This is a genomic window from Streptomyces sp. PH9007 (genome assembly GCF_059813725.1).
The window spans coordinates 327,585-344,198 of record NZ_CM187440.1 but is presented as its reverse complement, the minus strand read 5'-3'; the positions used below and the strand labels follow the sequence as shown (position 1 = coordinate 344,198).

Genomic DNA, 16,614 nt, shown 5'->3' with positions numbered 1-16,614 from the left:
GCACCGATTCCATCCGGCGCGGGCCGTCCCCGGCAGTGGCGTGGTGTCATCGGCGGCGATGACGTTCCTCAGCCGAAACCCATGACACGGTGTCACTGGTGTGCCGTCCGGTCCGGCCGAATACTGCGGACAGTGACCCCGCCGTTCGATCCCGGGAGAGCCGCACATGGGCGACAGACCCCTGCGCATGCTGCTGATGGCCGGTATGACCGTCCTCGTCGCGGTGTGCGCGGTCTACTTTCTCCACGCCCTCGACCCCGGCCTCTACCCTGACGGCATGGAGTCCTGGCTGGAGAACAACCGGTGGCCGATGTGGACGGCGGCCGCCCTCACCGTGCCGACCGCGCTGGCGTTCCCCCTGCTGGGGCAGATCACCCCGCGGCCCGGGGAGGACAGGTGAGCACCTTCTACCTGGCCCCGCACTCCACGATCGATCACTCCGAAGCGATCTCCGGGCGGCTGCGCACCCTCAACCGCGCCACCGTGCTGCCCCCGCTCACCCTCGTGGGCGTGATGCTGGTGGTCGTCGACTCCAGCACCTGGTGGGACGCCACCGTGCTGACCTTGAGCCTGGTCGTGGCCCTGCTGTTCATCGAACGGTGGGCCCGGGGCGACACCTCCCGCGTCGCCCTGCCCTGTCTGGCCATCACGGCGGCGGTGTGGGCGTACGGGGCGCTGTTCGCCGGCCTCCAGACCGCGTCCTACGGCCTCACGATCGTGGGTCCCACCCTCATCCCGCAGCTGCGGCGGCACCGGGCGACGGCGGCCCTGGTCCTGGTCGCGTTCGTCGGCGCCGTGGGCGCGGGGCGGCTGCTGGTGGCCCCGCACGCGTTCTCCGAGGACCTGCTCCCGTACTTCGTCGTCCCCACCGGCGTCACGGCGATGGCCACCGGCCTCACCTTCGCCAACGAGATGTTCTACAAGCTCATGAAGGAGTCGCGCGAACGCGAGGCGGAGCTGGCCGTCGTCCGGGAACGGGTGCGGTTCGCCGGCGATCTGCACGACATCCAGGGCCACACCCTGCACGTGGTGAAGCTGAAGATCGCGCTGGCCGAGAAGCTGCTGCACACCGACGTCGGGCGGGCCGAGGAGGAGTTGCGGGAGGTGCGCGCCCTGGTCGGTGACACCATTACCCAGACCAAGGAACTCGCGCACGCAGAACGGCGGCTCAACCTCTCCGTCGAGCTGGAGAACGCGAAGAACCTCTTCGAGGCGGCCGGCATCCGGGTGCGGGTGGACCGGGACCCCGGGATGGACGAGCGGGCGGCGAACGAACTGCTCGGTCAGGTCCTGCGCGAGACGACCACCAACATCCTGCGGCACGCGCAGGCCACGCAGGTACGGATCACCCTCGACGGATCGGGCATCACCATCGTCAACGACGGCGCGGGAACGGCTCCGCTCACCCGGCTCAGCGGACTGTCCGTCCTGCGCGAGCGGGTGGGGGACGACGGGGGCGAGTTGACGGTGGAGCAGAAGGACGGACGCTTCCGTACCTCCGTGGCCTTCCCGGCCGTGGCGGGGGAGGCGCGCCGATGACCACCGTGGTGCTCGCCGACGACGAGGCGCTGCTGCGCAAGGCACTGGCCGCGCTGCTGGCGCTGGAGGACCGGATCACGGTGCTCGCCGAGGCGGAGGACGGGGCCTCGGCGGTACGGGCCACGCTGGAGCACCGCCCGGACGTGCTGGTCATCGATCTGGAGATGCCCGGGGTGGACGGGCTCGGCGCCGTGGAACAGATCCGCCGGGCCCGGCCGCAGCAGGTGATCCTCATGCTGACCCGGCACGCCAGGCCGGGCGTGCTGCGCAAGGCGCTGCGGCTGGGGGTCCGGGGCTTCGCCAGCAAGTCCGCCGAACCCGCTCACCTCACGGAGATCATTCACGCCCTGCACGAGGGCCGGCGGTGGATCGACCCGGACGTCTCCGCGCTCGCCGTCGTCGACGACTGCCCGCTCACCGAACGGGAGATCGATGTGCTGCGGGCCACCGGTGAGGGGTACTCGGTCGTCGACATCGCCGCCCGGCTCCACCTCGCGCAGGGCACCGTGCGCAACTACCTCTCGCACGCGATGCAGAAGACCCAGACCAGGACCCGGCACGAGGCGGCGCGGTACGCGCGCGAACACGACTGGCTGTGACGGGGCGGTGCCCCGGGGGTTCTTCGGGCACACGGCGGTGCCCGAAGAACCCCGGGGAGCATCCGCCCGGCCCGCGCGGGAAGGCGACCGCGTGCACCGGGAGGGTGGGGGCGGACCGGTCGCGGGACGCCTGTGGATGCCGTCGGTTCGGCGGTGATTCCGCGACCGCGGGTCCTCGCCGTTCGGGCCGGCCGGCTCAGCGGGCCCCGAAGGAGTACACGGTCGTGGAGCGGTAGGTGGCACCGGGGCGCAGCACGGTGCTGGGGAAGTCCGGCCGGTTGGGGGAGTCGGGGAAGTGCTGGGTCTCCAGGCACAGGCCGTCGCTCTGCCGGTAGAAGCGGTCGGTGGTGCCGCTCAACGTGCCGTCCAGGAAGTTCCCGCTGTAGAACTGCACGCCGGGCTCGGTGGTGTGGACGGACATCGAGCGCCCGGAGGCGGGGTCGTGCAGGGTGGCGGCGGGGCCGGGACGGGAGGTGATGCCCTTGTCGAGCACAAAGTTGTGGTCGTAGCCCTGCCCGTACCGCAGTTGCGGGTGGGCGGTGCGGATGTCCCGGCCCACCGGCTTGCGCTGCCGGAAGTCGAACGGGGTCCCGGCGACGCGGGCGAGTTCGCCCGTCGGTATGAGCGTGGCGCCGACGGGGGTGTAGCGGGAGGCGGCGAGTTCCAGCCGGTGGTCGAGGATGGATCCGCTGCCCTCGCCGCTGAGGTTGAAGTAGGTGTGCTGGGTCAGGTTGACGACGGTGGGGGCGTCGGTCGAGGCGTGGTAGTCGATCCGGAAGTCCCCGTCGTCGGTGAGGGTGTAGGTGACGGTCACGTCCAGGGCACCGGGGTACCCCATCTCGCCGTCCGGGCTCACCCGGCGCAGGGCGAGGGCGGCCGGTCCGGTGGCGGTGATGTCCCACACCCGCTTGTCGAATCCGGCGTCACCACCGTGCAGGCTGTTGGGGCCGTCGTTGCGCGGGAGTTGGTGGGTGCGCCCGTCGAGCGTGAAACGGCCCTCGGCGATGCGGTTGCCGTAGCGGCCGATCAGCGCGCCGAAGTAGGTGGTGGCGCTCAGGTACGGCTCCAGAGTGGCGAAGCCCAAGGAGACGTTGGCGCCGCGCCCGTGCCGGTCGGGTACCTCGAGCGTCTGCACGATGCCGCCGTAGCTGAGCACGCCGAGCCGCGTGCCGCCGCGGGCGAGGGTCCAGCGGTCGATCCGGGTGCCGTCGGGCAGCCGCCCGAAGGTCTCCCGGCGCGGGGCGGCGTCGCCCGGTCGGTCCCGGCCGGCGGCCCGGGCGGTGCCGGCCTGGGCGACCCCGGCGGCGGTGGCGGCGACCCCGGCGGCGGCCGAGGTGAGAACGGTGCGTCTGTCGGGACTCATGTCGGGTGCGGCTCCCTTGAAGGTGACGAGGCGTTCGACGGAACGGCGCGCACCTCGCCGCGAACTCGGGAGCGGCTGTCACGCCGTGCCTGTCCAGAATCTCGTACGCAGTTCGAAATCCGGGGCGAACGTAGTGACGTGACGATGCCCCGTCAAGAGGGTGGGGGCGGCCGAGGCGTCAGGGGGCCCGGCGCAGCCGCAGCCATCCGGGCCCGGCTGCCCGGCGCGCCCCAGGCCGCCCCCATGACCACGCCCCCCGTCGGAGCGTCCGTGCCCGGTGACCGGTGCCGGGTCGACGGCGATCGGTGTTCGCCGCAACACCCCGCCGGTGCCATCGGCACCCCCTCCCGCCTGCCCGAACGGCGGGGGACGGCCCCGGTCCGGCCCCGGGCGGTCGGGTAGGCTGACGATCACCGATCAGAACCACCTCTGCCTGACGCAGAGCTGGCGCGACCGTATGGCGGCCGGATGCTCCCTTCGACGAGCTCCGGTATCTACCGCAGTTCAGCGCAAGAGGACAGCTCTCGGCGCCGCCACGGGCGCGCTACCAGGCCGCAGAAAGGCAAGGGCCGTGGTAGCCACGGTCGCACCGACGTCGACCTCCCCCCGCCCCGGATACGGACAACTGCTGCGTACGCGCGGTGCCTGGACGTTCCTGCTGCCGGGTTTCGCGGCACGCCAGCCGTTCGGCATGCTCACCCTGTCCATCGTGCTGCTCGTGCAGCACACCACCGGCTCCTACGGCGCCGCGGGCGCCGTCGCGGCCACCACCGGGGTGGCCATGGCGGTGTGCGCGCCCCTCGCGGGCCGGCTGACCGACCGGTACGGCCAGGGCGCGGTCCTGGTCCCCAGCGTCCTGGTCCACGCGCTGTCGGGACTGACCCTGACCTGGCTCGCCCTGTCCCACGCACCCCTGTGGGCGCTGTTCGCGGTGGCCGTACCGACCGGGGCCAGCGTCCCCCAGATCGGCCCCATGGTGCGGGCCCGCTGGAGTGTCCGGCTCAAGAACTCGCCGCTGGCGCCCACCGCGGCGGCCTTCGAATCCGTCACCGACGAGTTCACGTTCGTCGTCGGCCCGCTGCTCGCCACCGCCCTGTGCACCGGTGTGACACCCGCCGCCGGCCTCGTCGCGGAGGCCTCGCTGACCCTGGTCGGCGGACTGCTGTTCGCGGCGCAGCGGCGCACGCAGCCACCGGTGGTCCGCGCGCGGCGGGCCCGAGCGGCACGGGGTAGTGCCATCCGGGTGCCGGGGGTGCAGGTCCTGGTGGTCGCGTTCCTCGGCATCGGATCGGTCTTCGGTGGCATGCAGGTGTCCCTCGCCGCGTTCACCGAATCCATCGGCCGGCCCGGGCTCAACGGTGTCCTCTACGGCGTCTTCGCCGGCGGGAACATGATCGCGGGCATCGTGTGCGGCGCGATCATCTGGAGGGCCGCCCCCCGGCACCGCCTGCTCGGCGCCTACGCGGCACTGGCGCTCACGGCGTCCTGCCTGTGGACGACGGACTCCGTCCTCGTCCTGGCGGGCCTCGGTCTCCTGGTGGGCGTGTGCATCGCCCCCGCCCTCATCACCGGATACACCCTGGTCGGCGACATGGTCGCCGGCGGGGCGCGTACGGAGGCCTTCACCTGGCTGACCGGGGCGGTCGCGCTCGGACAGGCGATCGCCGTCACCACGGCCGGACAACTGGAGGACCGGCTGTGGGACGGTGCCGGATTCCTGGTCCCGATGGCGGGCACGCTGTTCGCGCTGCTCACCCTCGCCGCTCTGCGGGACCGGCTCAGGGTGCACGGTTCCGTTCCGGATCCTGACTGAGGGCGAAGAGACGCTCCGGGGCGCGCACGGCGACCGGCCGCCCCGCGACGTCCACCGTCGTGCCCCGGTCCGTCCACCTGCCATCCCCTTTCAGTTTTCGGGATATCCGGTTGTAGGATGACTGGGCAAGAAGCTGATCGGTCTGGATGAGGGGCGCTCATGGCACTGCACGCCGCAGGACGGCAGTCGCTGGTGGACACGGTCGTCGAACAACTGCGGGCGCAGCTGACCTCCGGCGAGTGGGCGGTCGGGGACCGGCTGCCCACCGAGCACGCGCTCGCCGAGACCCTCCAGGTCGGCCGGAACACGGTCCGCGAGGCCGTCCGCGTCCTGGTCCACTCGGGGATGCTCCGCTCCCGCCAGGGAGAGGGGACGTTCGTGGTCTCCGTCACGGACCCGGCGTCCGCGCTGCGCGCCGTCCAGCGGTCCTCGATCCGGGACGTCCTGGAGCTGCGGACCGCGCTGGAGGCCGAGGCCGCCCGGCTCGCCGCACTGCGCCGCGAGCCCGCCGACCTGGAGCGGATGCGCTCCGCCCTGGACGCCCAACTGCTCCTGCGGCAGGAGAACGGCCCCGGCGCGGGGGACACCGAGCTGTACGCCGACCACGACGTGGCATTCCACCGCGCCATCGTCGACGCGGCCCGGAACACCGCCCTGACCGCGCTGTACGACTGGTTCGCCGCGAGCGTGCGCGAGGCACTGGTGGCCTCCCTCGCGGACCGGGAGATGGCGCGGGTGAACCACGCCGATCACCGGGCGCTGCTGGACGCCATCGCCTGCGGAGACCCCGCGGCGGCGGAAGCGGCGTCCCGGGCACTGCTGGAGCGACCGCTCCGGCAGGTCGAGGAATTGCTGGCCGACGACTGACCGGCCCGGTGGCCCCCGACCGGGGCAGTACCGACAGCAACCCGCAGAACGGAAAGGTGACGCACGTTGTCACAAGCACGGCCCGGCATACCCCTGATCGATGCCGGACAGGACCTCCCCGCCCCGCCACCGGCCCTCCGGCCCACGCGGCGGCCGGCGCTCCCGCACCGCGGACTGGTGCTGCTGGGCATCGTGCTCGCGGCGCTCAACATGCGGGTGGCCGTGGCCGGAGTCTCCCCGCTGCTTACCGACATCGGGGACCACTTCGGGCTGTCGGCCACCGCCGGGGGGCTGGTCACCACCGTGCCACTGATCTTCATGGGACTGGGGTCACTCGTGGCCCCGAGGCTGGCCGCCCGCCGCGGGACGGAGGCGGTGCTGTTCGGGGCGCTGGTGCTGCTGTGCGGGGGAATCCTGGTACGCGTCGCGCCCCCCGTGATCGCGCTGTTCGCCGGCGGGATCCTGGTCGGCACGGCGATCGCGCTGCTCAACGTGCTGATGCCGGGGCTCATCAAGCGCGACTTCCCCGACCACGTCGCGCCCATGACGGCGCTGTACTCCACGACCATGATCCTGGGCGCGACGGTGTCCTCGGCCACCGCCGTACCGCTGGAGCGGGCGCTCGGTGGCTGGCAGGGGCCGTTCGTCTCCTGGTCGCTGCTGGCCGGGCTCTCCGCCCTGCTGTGGCTGCCCCATGTCGTGCTCGCCCGCAAGGGCGGGACCCCCGCGGCGGCGGCCGGGCGGCATCCGGCGCCGCGCCCCGGACCGCGCCTGACCTCCCTGCCGCTGGCCTGGCAGATCACCCTGTTCATGGGGGGTCAGTCCCTGGTCGCCTATGTGGTGATCGCGTGGCTGCCCACGGTGCTGAGCGACCACGGCATGGACAAGGGGGAGGCCGGCCTGGTCTTCGCCTTCAGCACCCTGGTGCAGATGAGCGGCTCGCTCCTGGTGCCGGTGCTGGCCGGGCGCATGCGGCGCCAGCGGGCACTGGGCGCCGTCACGGCGGGCCTGATGGCCGCGGGCGTGGCGGGTCTGCTGATCAACCCGGTGGGCGGCGCCTGGCTGTGGGCCGTACTGCTGGGCATCGGCCAGGGCGGCACGCTGGGGCTCGCGCTCACGCTGATCGTGCTGCGCACCCGGGACGCGCACACCGCCGCCCGGCTCTCGGGGATGTCCCAGACCTGGGGCTACCTGCTGGCCTCGCTCGGCCCCTTCGTCCTGGGCGCCCTGCACCAGGCGACCGGCGGCTGGACCGTGCCGCTGACCGCCCTGCTGCTGGTGTGCTGCGGTCTGATGCTGCTGGCCCTGGGCGCGGGCCGCGACCGCCGGATCTGACCCGCCCGCCGGACCGGCCCGCCACCGTAGGTCCGGGCCCGTGTCGCCCCTGAGCCGATCGGGCCGGCCCGTCAGCGGGTCCGGTCGGGGTTCCGGGTGGCGGTCAGGAGGAGCAGGGTGCCGGGGGTGGTCGTGTCGGTGACCGTCAGGCCGGCGGCCGTGAGCCAGGAGATCACCTCGCCGGGGTCGAAGGTGGCCACCGTCAGCCGGCGCTGGAAGTGGGCGTACACCGGGTCCGGCGAGGGGCGGAAGGTCAGCAGGGTGAAGGTGCCGCCGGGGCGCAGACAGCGGGCGGCCTCCGTGATGGCCAGGGCCGGGTCCGGCAGCGCCTGCAGCGTGTTCCAGCAGTTCACCGCGCCCACGCTCGCGTCCGTGAACGGAAGACGCAGCGCGTCGCCCCGGAGCCGCAGGACGTCCGGGAGCAGCGCGCCGACCCGGTCGAGCATCGCGGGGGAACTGTCCAGGGCGATGACGCGGTCCTGGCCGAACGCCGCCGCGAGCACGGCCGTCCAGCGGCCCGGACCGCAGCCGACGTCCACGATCGGCCCCGGCGCCGGCCGGACCGACGCCCTCAGGTAGCGGTCCTCGTCGTCCGGGGTGAGGGCGCCGTCCCAGTTCCCGCCGGTCAGCCGCAGGACGGCCGGGCGCAGCGCGCTCTCGTAGTGCGCCGCCGCCACCCGGGCCATGGCCTCGCCCGGCCCGCTGTCGGCGCCCAGATCCAGATGACCCCGGCGGCGTGCGTCGTACACGGCTGCGCAGCCGGTGCAGCGGGCAGCACCGCCCTCGGCGGCCAGCGGTGAGCGGCAGTGCGGGCAGCACAGGGTGCCGGCGAAGCGGTCCCAGCCGGCCGGTCCTGAGCCCGCCGCCGGGCGCGGGACGGGTGCGGCCGACGGTGCGGGGGGCGTGGGCTCCGACGCGGTCGCGGGCGCGTCCCGGCCGGACTCGGCGGCCCACAGCGCCCTCGCCCCCGCGTAGGCGTGCAGCGTACGGGTGTCGTTGTGCCAGGCCGCGGCCACCGCCGTGGCGGGCAGCGAGCGCGCCCACTCCAGGTGCCCGGCGCGCTCCCGCGCGCTCAGCGGCCAGGCCAGCGGCGCCGGCCACACCCGGCCGATCACCGGCGCGGCGGGGTCCAGGTCCGCCAGCGCACGTTCCAGCCGGCTCATCTCGCCCGGGCCCACGCCGGCGTCCCGGCACGCCTGCACGATGCGTGCGCGGTGCTCGGGGAAGTGCCCGAGGAGATGGAGCAGCGCCCGCGACAGCGGCCGGCCGGCGCCGGGCAGCAGCGCCAGATACTCCGGCACCGCCTTCCCCAGCACCGCCAGGACGTCCGGGTCCTCGCCGTCCGCGAGCAGCCCGAGCGCGAGCACCACGTGCGGCTGCCGGGCGGCGGGCAGGGTGGGCAGCGCCCCGGTCAGCACGGCCGCGGCGTCCGCGGCCCCGCCGTCCCCCGCTCCGCCGTCCGCCGTCGGGTCGTCTCCCGGGAGCGCGGCGAACAGGTCGCGCAGCGCCCGGGGAAGACCGTCGGCGGGGCCGTGCAGCAGGGCGTCGAGCTGTCGCACGAGCATGGATGGATCCCTCCGGTCAGCCGCCGATGCCCTGCGGGAAGCGGAAGAGGCCGTGCGGATCGTACGTCCGCTTCGCCTCCACCAGCCGCGGGTAATTCGTCCCGTAGTAGGCCCACTGCCAGTCCGTCAGGTCGGGGTCCGGGGTGTTGATGTAGCAGTGGCCGTTGGAGTGCGGATCGATCAGGTCGAAGCCGCGGTCCACCCAGGCCCGCGCCCCGGCCTCGGCCGCCGCGTCGGCCGGCGGCTCGTCACCGCCGAGCGTGAACTTGGCCAGCAACTGCGTGTCGCGGTGCACATAGGCGGTCGCGTCCGCGGGCGTCTCGTTGACGGCCCCGCCGAGCGCGGTGAACGCGAAGTACCGCAGCTGTCCGGAACACCGGTCGGTGTCGAACGCCGTGAGCGCGGCGGCCAGCGCGTCACGGGGCAGCGCCTCGGTCATCATCCGGTGCCGTTCGCGGACGAAACCCTGGCGCGGCAGCACCGCCTCCGGGTTGTCACCGGCCCGGCGGCGCTGCCGCGGTGACATCCCCTCGGTCCGGTAGAGCCGCATCATGGCCGCCGCGTACGGCAGTTCGTCCTGCAGGTCCAGCGCCTGCGGGGCGGCGCCCGACGCGGCGAACAACTCCCCGAGGGCCTTCTCGGCCTCGGCGCGCGGCCCGTGGTGGGCGCCGACCATCATCAGCACCGGAGTCGCGGACGGGGCGGCGTCCGGCAGGAAGACGCCCACCTCCGCGCCGATCCCGCGCGGGGCACCGGCCAGCCACCGCGGCCAGGCGTCCATCACGTCCAGGGCCTGGTCCCAGCCCCACATCGCGGTGAAGTTGGTCATCACCGGCACCGTGGTGGGGCGCACCTCGAACTCGGTGACCACCCCGAAGTTGCCGCCACCGCCGCCGCGCAGCGCCCAGAACAGCTCGGGCTCCTCCTCGGCCGAACAGCGCACCGCCCGGCCGTCCGCGAGCACCACCCGGGCCGAGACCAGCCGGTCGCTGGCCACCCCGAACGCGCGCGCCTGGAAGCCGATCCCGCCGCCGGACAGATAGCCGCCGGCGCACACCGTGGGACAGATCCCGGTGGCCACCTGCAGGCCGTGCGGCGCGAGCGCCTCCACCACGTCCACCGACTGGGCGCCGGGGCCCAGGAGCACGGTGGCGGCACCGGTCGGTGTGACCCGGTCGAGCCGTTCCAGGTCCAGGACCAGCCCGGTCGTGGTGGACCAGCCGGTGAACGAGTGGCGGCCACTGCGCGGCGTCAGCGGCAGGCCGTTCTCCCGCGCGAAGTCCACCGCCGCCCGGACGTCCCCCTCCGTGGCGCAGCGGACGACGGCCCGGGGCCGTACCGCGTCGAACTCGGAGTGCTGGAGCTGCCGTGCCGACTCGTAGGCGGGGGCGCCGGGCAGCACCACCTCGCCGGCCAGCCGTGCGTCAAGGGCTTCCCAGTCCACGGTCGCTCCCTCGGTTGCCATGGTGTGCGTGTCTCCCTCCGTAGTGACGCGGGCGTCGCCGCGCGCCGGCCGGCTCAGCCGGCGAAGCGGCCGATCGCCACGAACGCCGCCAGCGCGGCCAGGACGAGGTTGGGCGGAATGGAGCGGTACTCGCCCCGGCCCCGGTGCACCAGCGCGGCGCCCAGCTGCAGCAGGGCCAGCCCGGTGGCGGCCAGCGGGGTCAGCACCGGCGCGATCCCGGTCGCCTGCGGCAGGACGAGGCCGAGTCCGCCCAGCACCTCCAGCGACGCGATCGTCCGCACGGCGCCGGCCGAGAAGTCGTTCATCCACGCCAGGTTCTCGTGGGCGAGCATCCGCTCGCGCCGGAGCACCACCTTGATCGTCCCGGCGACGACATACAGCAGGGCCAGCCCGCCGGACACCACCCACAGCACCACGTTCATCGCGACCCTCCCGGACCGTTCACCGTTCCCGCCGCCCCGTCAGTGACGGACCGGTACGGGCGTGGCCCGGGTACGGTCGCGGCGGGCGGCGATCAGTTCGTCGAGCGACCACCGGTGGGCGGTGACGCCCAGCGCCACCGACACGAACGCCAGCACCAGCACGTACTCGTAGCCGCCGCCCTCGGCCCAGAAGCCGTTCGAACGGTGCACGAAGTACAGCGCCCCGAGCGTCACCAGGCCGAACAGCGCGCCGACGGCGGGCAGGGCCAGGCCGACGATGAACGCCGCGCCGCCGATGACCTCGGCCAGCGAGGTGAACCAGAACGCCAGGGTGGGCAGCGGGATGTCCATCGCCTCGAACGCGGCGGGGCCCATCTCGGAGTTCTCCAGTTTCAGCTTGCCGTGCGCGATGAACACGATCCCCACCAGCACCCGGGCCAGCAGCAGGGACACCTCACGTACTCTCTCCACGATCAGCACTCCTTCGTCGAAACCTAGAACGGGTACACGGGCGCGGTCTCCCGCACGGTCAGCCACTGCCACTCGGTGAAGGCGTCCCAGCTGTGCCCGGCACCGAACCGGGTGCCGTTCCCCGAGGCCCCGCGCCCGCCGAACGGGACGTGCGCGTTGTCGTTCACCGTCTGCCCGTTGACGTGCACGATGCCGGTGGGCAACCGGTCGGCCAGCGCCCGGCCGCGCTCGGCGGAACCGGTGTGCACGGCGGCCACGAGCCCATGTTCGCTGTCCCGGGCGACGGCCAGCGCCTCCTCCTCGTCCGCGACGACGATCACCGGTGCGACCGGACCGAAGATCTCCTCGCGGAAGACCGGCATCTCGCGGGTCACCCCGGTCAGCACGGTCGGCCGGTAGAAGAGGCCCTCGTGGGTGCCGCCGCACCGCACCTCGGCCCCGGCCGCCACCGAGGCGCGCACCAGGGAGTCGATCCGGCGCAGTTGGCCGGCGTCGATCACCGGCCCCAGCGCGACGTCCTCGGTCGCCGGGTCACCGACGCGCAGCGCCCGTGCCCGCCGCACCAGCCGTTCCACGTACTCCTCGGCCACCGACGCGACGACGATGTGCCGGCCGGTCGTCATGCACACCTGGCCCTGGTGCAGGAACGAGCCGAAGGCCCCGGCCGAACTGGCCGCCTCCACATCGGCGTCCTCCAGCACGATCAGCGCGTTGTTGCCGCCCAGTTCCAGCGACACCCGCTTGAGCAGCCGCCCGGCGGTGGCGCCGACCTCGCGGCCGACCGCGGTCGATCCGGTGAACGCGATCATGTCCGTGCCCGGGTCGGCGGTCAGCGCGGCGCCGGCCTCCGGCCCGCCCGGCAGCACGTGCAGCAGCCCCGGGGGCAGCCCGGCCTCCTGGAAGATCCACGCGGGCACCACGCCGCCGGAGACCGCCGTGCGCGGGTCGGGTTTGAGCACCACCGCGTTGCCCAGGGCGAGCGCGGGGGCGACCGCGCGCAGGGACAGCACCAGGGGGAAGTTCCACGGGCTGATCACCCCGACCACGCCGACCGGCAGCCGCCTGCCCTCGCTGCGCGCGCCGTCGTCGGGGGGCAGCAGCACCCCGTGCGGGCCGGTGGGCAGCGACGCCGCCGTCCACAGTTCGTCCAGCACCGAGCGGATCTCGAACTCCGCCTTGGCCCGGGTCGCGCCGCCCTCCCTGATCAGCCACCGGGCGACCTCCCCGGCACCGTCCTCCAGGACCAGCGCGGCACGGCGCAGCACGGCCGCCCGTTCGCCGGCGGGGCGCTCCGCCCACGCCGGCTGCGCGGCCGAGGCCGCCGCGACCGCGGTGCGTACGTCCGCGGCGGTGGCGTTGCCCACCACGGCCAGCCGTGCGCCGGTGGCCGGCTCGGTCACCTCCAGCGGTCCGCCGCCGGCCTCCCGCCACGTGCCGTCGAAGATCCGGCCCGCCACATCGTCGGGTTCGAACACCTTGCCCATGGGTCTCCAGCCTGTTCAGGCCGGCGGCGTGTGGCCGAGGACCGGCACATCCACCAGCAGCGGGCCGGTGCGGTGCGCGGCTCCCGCCACCACCTCGGCCAGCTCGTCACGGTCGGTCACCCGCAGCGCGTCCACGCCGAAGAACGCGGCGGCCACGGTGAAGTCCAGGTGGGGCGGCGCCAGATCGAGCCCCGGGTAGTGGCGGGCGGCCGTCGCCCGGCTGCCCCAGCCGTCGAGGGTCTCCTTCAGCGTGCGGTACTCCCCGTTGCTGGCGATGACGAAGGTCACCGGCAGTCCCAGGCGCGCCGCGTTCCACAGCCCCTGGAGCCCGAACAGCGCGCACCCGTCGCCGAGCAGCGCCACCACGGGCCGGCCGGGGCTGCCCAGCGCGGTGCCCACCGCCATCCCGATGCCCGCGCCCAGGCCGCCGCCCACCGTGTGCACGAAGGCGTCCGGCCGTTCCAGCCGCAGGAGTGGGCGCAGCGCCACGCCGGTGGTGATGGCCTCCTCCAGCAGGATCGCCTCCGGGGGCAGCGCGTCGGCCACCGCCAGCGCGGCGGCGCGCGCGTCCATCGGGGCCTTGGCGACCGCGGCGAGCGCGGCGGAGCGGTGGGCCGCGCGCCGTTCGGCGTGCCGCCGCCCCGCCTCCCGCGCGCGCCCGGCCGCCGCGGGGACCCGGCCGGTCAGCTCCCGGGCGAGCTCCGCGAGGGTGGCGGGCAGATCGCCGACCATCCCCTGGGCGACGGCGAAGTTGCGGCCGATCTCGTCCGGGTCGCTGTCCAGCTGGACCACGCTGGTGGACCCCGGGATGGCCGGGCCCGGGGTGTAGTGGTGCGCCATGAACGCGTGGCAGCCGGCGATCAGCACCACGTCGTGCGGGGCCAGCGCCTCCCGGATGGCCGCGTGGGTGGGGGCGAGCGCCCCGGCGTGCAGCGGGTGGGTGCCGGGGAAGTCCATCCGGTCGTGCATCGGCTGGTGGAAGACGGTGGCGCCCAGCGCCTCGGCGACCGCGACCAGTTCGGCGACCGCGCCGTCCCTGCCCACCCCGTCGCCCGCGACCACGGCCGGGCGGGACGCGGCGGCCAGCAGTCCGGCCGCCCTGGGGACGCCGCCGGCCACCGAGGGCGGCGGGGGAGCGGACCTGGCGGGCAGCTCGACGTCGGTGTCCTCGGCCAGCAGGTCCATCGGGATCGACAGGAACACCGGGCCGGCCGGCGGCCGTACCGCGAGCGCGAACGCCCGGCGCAGCGCCAGCGGCAGATCGTGGGCGTGCCGTACGTCGAAGGTGTGCTTGACGGCGGACCGGGCCAGGCCGACCAGGTCGCCGGAGAGCATCGGGTCCTGCGCCAGATGCCGGCGGTCCTGCTGACCGGCGGTCACCACCAGCGGGGTACGGGAGCGGGAGGCGTTGAGCAGCCCGGCGAGGCCGTTGGCGAGGCCTGCCGCCACATGCAGGCTGACGAAGGCGGGGCGCCGGGTGGCCCGGGCGTACCCGTCGGCCAGCGCGACCACCGCGCCCTCGTGCACGCCCAGCACGTACTCCAGGTCGGGTGCGCCCACCACGGCGTCCAGGAAGGGCAGTTCGGTGGTGCCGGGGTTGCCGAACACCTTGCTGACGCCCTCCTCGCGCAGCACCCGCAGCAGCGCCTCCACGGGCTTCATCGGGCGCCCGCCGCCGCCGTGTCGCGCTCGCCGGTGGCGAACCGGCCGACCTTCGTCAGCACATCCTCGCTGTACAGCCGCAGCGCCTGGGCGAGCGCGAACTCCGCGGCGTAGGAACGGAACGCGTCCAGCGGCTCCTCGGCCGCCACCAGCATCCGCCGGTTCGCGGTGACCGCGGCGCCGGCCAGCAGGGGCGCCTCGTGCCGGACGGCCGCGTCCAGTTCGTCCGGTGCGAGGACGGCGTCGGCGAACAGCGCTCCCTCGGGGTCAGTGGCGGCGATCCGCCGGCCCCACAGCACGATCTGCCGGGCCAGCCGCCCGCCGGCCAGCCGGCGCAGCCGCAGATTGCCCGCGCCGGGCACGATGCCCTCCTTCGCGGCGGGCAGGCTGAAGTACGCGTCGGACGCGGCGAGGACCCGGTCCAGGACGAGGGTGATCTGCATGCCGCCGCCGATGGCTAAGGTGTCCACGGCGCCCAGCCACGGCTTGGCGAGGGCCGCGTGCGGCCAGGTGTCCTCGGTCTCCTCGCGCAGCACGCCGCGGCACAACTTGTTGACCAGGCCCAGCTCGCGCCCCAGCAGGAAGTCCACGTACGAGATCCGGCCCGCGTGCAGTTCCTTGAGGTTGATGCCCGCGCTGAAGACCCGGCGCCCGGCGTACTTCGGGTGCGTCATCCGCGCGCCGCGCAGGACGCCGACGCCGCTGGCGTCGTCCAGCAGCACCAGGTCGACCGCCGTCTCCAGGTCCGCGGCGAGCGCGTTGTCCTCGGCGTTGAGGCAGTGGATGTTGCGGATCGTCACGTGGGCGACGCCGTCGCGGCGGTCCACCCGTACGGTGCCCAAATCCACGGAGCCGCCGGCGGCGAAGGCGGGCAGCAGCTCGTGTGCCCGGGGGGTCGGCCGCAGGGCGGCCTCCAGGATCCGCCGCCCGGGGCCGGGGAGCCGGAGCACCTCGTGGAAGAAGATGCCCTGGTCCACCTCCCGGCCCTCTTTGTCGGCCTGGCGGCGGCCGAGTTCACCGTCGAGCTGCGCCTCGGTGGGCACCAGACCGGGGAAGGCGTGCGCGGCCGTCCGCACGAGCTGCGCGGGGTGCCCGGTTCCGCCGTCGGCCGCCCGCGCGTGCACGGCGGCGGCGTGTGCGCGCAGGAACCGCTGCCGGGCGAACCGGGCGGAACGGTGCGCGACGGCGGCCGACTCCTGTGCGGCGGGGGACCGTTCGGGCTTCGGGGGCAGGGCGGCGATCAGGTCATCGGCGCGGCCGGCGTGCGCCTGCAGCGCCGCCGCGTCGGCCCGCAGATCACCGGTGACCCGCGGAGCCGGGGGAAACTCCGTCATGAGGCCCTCCGCAGCGTGCGGTCGCACGCCGCCAGATGGGCGCCCAGGGCGTCCTCGAACGTGGTGCTGGGGGCGTCGAGCAACAGGCGTCGGCGCAGCGCGAGTTCACTGCCGGACAGCCCGCCCGCGATCCGCCGGGCCGCCGCCACCGCCGCGTCGGTGTCCTCGGCGATCTCGTCGAGCAGCCCGGCCGACGCGGCCTGCGGTGCCGCCAGCGTGGAGCCGAACAGCACCAGGGACCGCGCCCTGGTCACCCCCAGCTGGTTGGCCAGCCGGTGGAGCGCCATGCCGGGCCACGGGGTGGCGGAGTGCTCGTACACGGCGATCGTCGTGCCGGGGGTGCCGATGCGGTAGTCGGACGCCAGCAGCACCTCCAGCGCGGGTCCGGTGCAGTGGCCCTCGGCGACGGCGATCACGGCCGTGCCCAGGCGTTCCAGGCGCCGCAGGACGCCCTCCCACTTGTTCACCAGATAGATCTTCGAGGTGCCGGGCCAGGCCGCGCCGCCGCCGGGCGTGCCGGCCCCGACCCGCAGCACCACGGGCGTGCTGCCGCCCGCGTCCTCGGCGCGGTCGCAGACCTCGGCCAGCTCGGCGATGAGACCGGGGGTCAGGGTCCGGTCGCTGCCGACGGTGGGCAGGGCTGCCTGCCCGGGTCGCTTCTCACTCATGGGGAACGCCATTCCACCCTCGCTCTC

Annotated in this window: 15 protein-coding genes; 6 read left to right on the top strand and 9 right to left on the bottom strand. The window is 74.4% G+C overall.

Translation table 11 applies throughout. The features are described from left to right. Positions 1-166: 166 nt before the first annotated feature. Genes ACTFAP_RS01355 through ACTFAP_RS01345 form a run of 3 tightly spaced genes read left to right on the top strand, consistent with a single transcriptional unit; the run spans position 167 to position 2,138 of the window. Positions 167-400 (top strand): hypothetical protein, encoded by a 234-nt coding sequence (locus tag ACTFAP_RS01355; protein WP_495683180.1) that lies wholly within the window; start codon positions 167-169, stop codon positions 398-400. Continuing rightward, positions 397-1,539, top strand: coding sequence for a histidine kinase (locus tag ACTFAP_RS01350; RefSeq protein ID WP_495683179.1), 1,143 nt, complete (start codon positions 397-399; stop codon positions 1,537-1,539). Before ACTFAP_RS01355 ends, ACTFAP_RS01350 begins: the two co-directional genes overlap by 4 nt. Next, on the top strand, positions 1,536-2,138 hold the full coding sequence (locus ACTFAP_RS01345; RefSeq protein ID WP_436981923.1) for a response regulator transcription factor: 603 nt from the start codon (positions 1,536-1,538) through the stop codon (positions 2,136-2,138). The genes ACTFAP_RS01350 and ACTFAP_RS01345 overlap by 4 nt, the downstream gene beginning before the upstream one ends. A 196-nt stretch (positions 2,139-2,334) precedes the next feature. Here ACTFAP_RS01345 and ACTFAP_RS01340 read toward each other — a convergent pair whose 3' ends face one another. Continuing rightward, positions 2,335-3,501, bottom strand: coding sequence for a galactose-1-epimerase (locus tag ACTFAP_RS01340; RefSeq protein WP_495683178.1), 1,167 nt, complete (start codon positions 3,499-3,501; stop codon positions 2,335-2,337). Between the two features lie 571 nt (positions 3,502-4,072). Here ACTFAP_RS01340 and ACTFAP_RS01335 point away from each other — a divergent pair. The 3 genes from ACTFAP_RS01335 (at position 4,073) to ACTFAP_RS01325 (ending at position 7,516) form a co-directional block, all read left to right on the top strand. Continuing rightward, positions 4,073-5,314, top strand: coding sequence for an MFS transporter (locus ACTFAP_RS01335; RefSeq protein ID WP_495683177.1), 1,242 nt, complete (start codon positions 4,073-4,075; stop codon positions 5,312-5,314). A 159-nt stretch (positions 5,315-5,473) separates the two neighbouring features. Continuing rightward, on the top strand, positions 5,474-6,181 hold the full coding sequence (locus ACTFAP_RS01330) for a FadR/GntR family transcriptional regulator (protein ID WP_262834075.1): 708 nt from the start codon (positions 5,474-5,476) through the stop codon (positions 6,179-6,181). A gap of 66 nt (positions 6,182-6,247) precedes the next feature. Then, positions 6,248-7,516, top strand: a complete 1,269-nt coding sequence (locus ACTFAP_RS01325) for an MFS transporter (RefSeq protein WP_495683176.1) — start codon at positions 6,248-6,250, stop codon at positions 7,514-7,516. A 71-nt stretch (positions 7,517-7,587) separates the two neighbouring features. Here ACTFAP_RS01325 and ACTFAP_RS01320 read toward each other — a convergent pair whose 3' ends face one another. From ACTFAP_RS01320 to dpgB, 8 genes are read right to left on the bottom strand one after another with little or no spacing between them, the layout of a single operon-like run. Then, entirely contained in the window at positions 7,588-9,081 is a 1,494-nt protein-coding gene (locus tag ACTFAP_RS01320) for a class I SAM-dependent methyltransferase (protein ID WP_500468003.1), read from the bottom strand. Between the two features lie 16 nt (positions 9,082-9,097). Next, on the bottom strand, positions 9,098-10,546 hold the full coding sequence (locus ACTFAP_RS01315) for an FAD-binding oxidoreductase (protein ID WP_500468002.1): 1,449 nt from the start codon (positions 10,544-10,546) through the stop codon (positions 9,098-9,100). Positions 10,547-10,599: 53 nt separating this feature from the next. Then, positions 10,600-10,968: a DoxX family protein gene (locus tag ACTFAP_RS01310; RefSeq protein ID WP_390115282.1), complete on the bottom strand. Its 369-nt coding sequence runs from the start codon at positions 10,966-10,968 to the stop codon at positions 10,600-10,602. 39 nt (positions 10,969-11,007) lie between these two features. After that, positions 11,008-11,439, bottom strand: a complete 432-nt coding sequence (locus tag ACTFAP_RS01305; RefSeq protein ID WP_390115283.1) for a DoxX family protein — start codon at positions 11,437-11,439, stop codon at positions 11,008-11,010. A 23-nt stretch (positions 11,440-11,462) separates the two neighbouring features. Further along, the gene (locus ACTFAP_RS01300; RefSeq protein ID WP_500468001.1) at positions 11,463-12,923 is read right to left on the bottom strand and encodes a benzaldehyde dehydrogenase; all 1,461 of its coding nucleotides are present in this window, start codon (positions 12,921-12,923) and stop codon (positions 11,463-11,465) included. 15 nt (positions 12,924-12,938) lie between these two features. Continuing rightward, a complete protein-coding gene (locus tag ACTFAP_RS01295; protein ID WP_500468000.1) occupies positions 12,939-14,585 on the bottom strand; it encodes a thiamine pyrophosphate-binding protein in 1,647 nt (548 codons plus the stop codon). Beyond that, positions 14,582-15,919: a (3,5-dihydroxyphenyl)acetyl-CoA 1,2-dioxygenase DpgC gene (dpgC, locus tag ACTFAP_RS01290; RefSeq protein ID WP_500467999.1), complete on the bottom strand. Its 1,338-nt coding sequence runs from the start codon at positions 15,917-15,919 to the stop codon at positions 14,582-14,584. Before dpgC ends, ACTFAP_RS01295 begins: the two co-directional genes overlap by 4 nt. After that, the gene (gene dpgB, locus ACTFAP_RS01285) at positions 15,916-16,587 is read right to left on the bottom strand and encodes an enoyl-CoA-hydratase DpgB (protein WP_400011226.1); all 672 of its coding nucleotides are present in this window, start codon (positions 16,585-16,587) and stop codon (positions 15,916-15,918) included. Before dpgB ends, dpgC begins: the two co-directional genes overlap by 4 nt. Between the last annotated feature and the right edge of the window lie 27 nt (positions 16,588-16,614).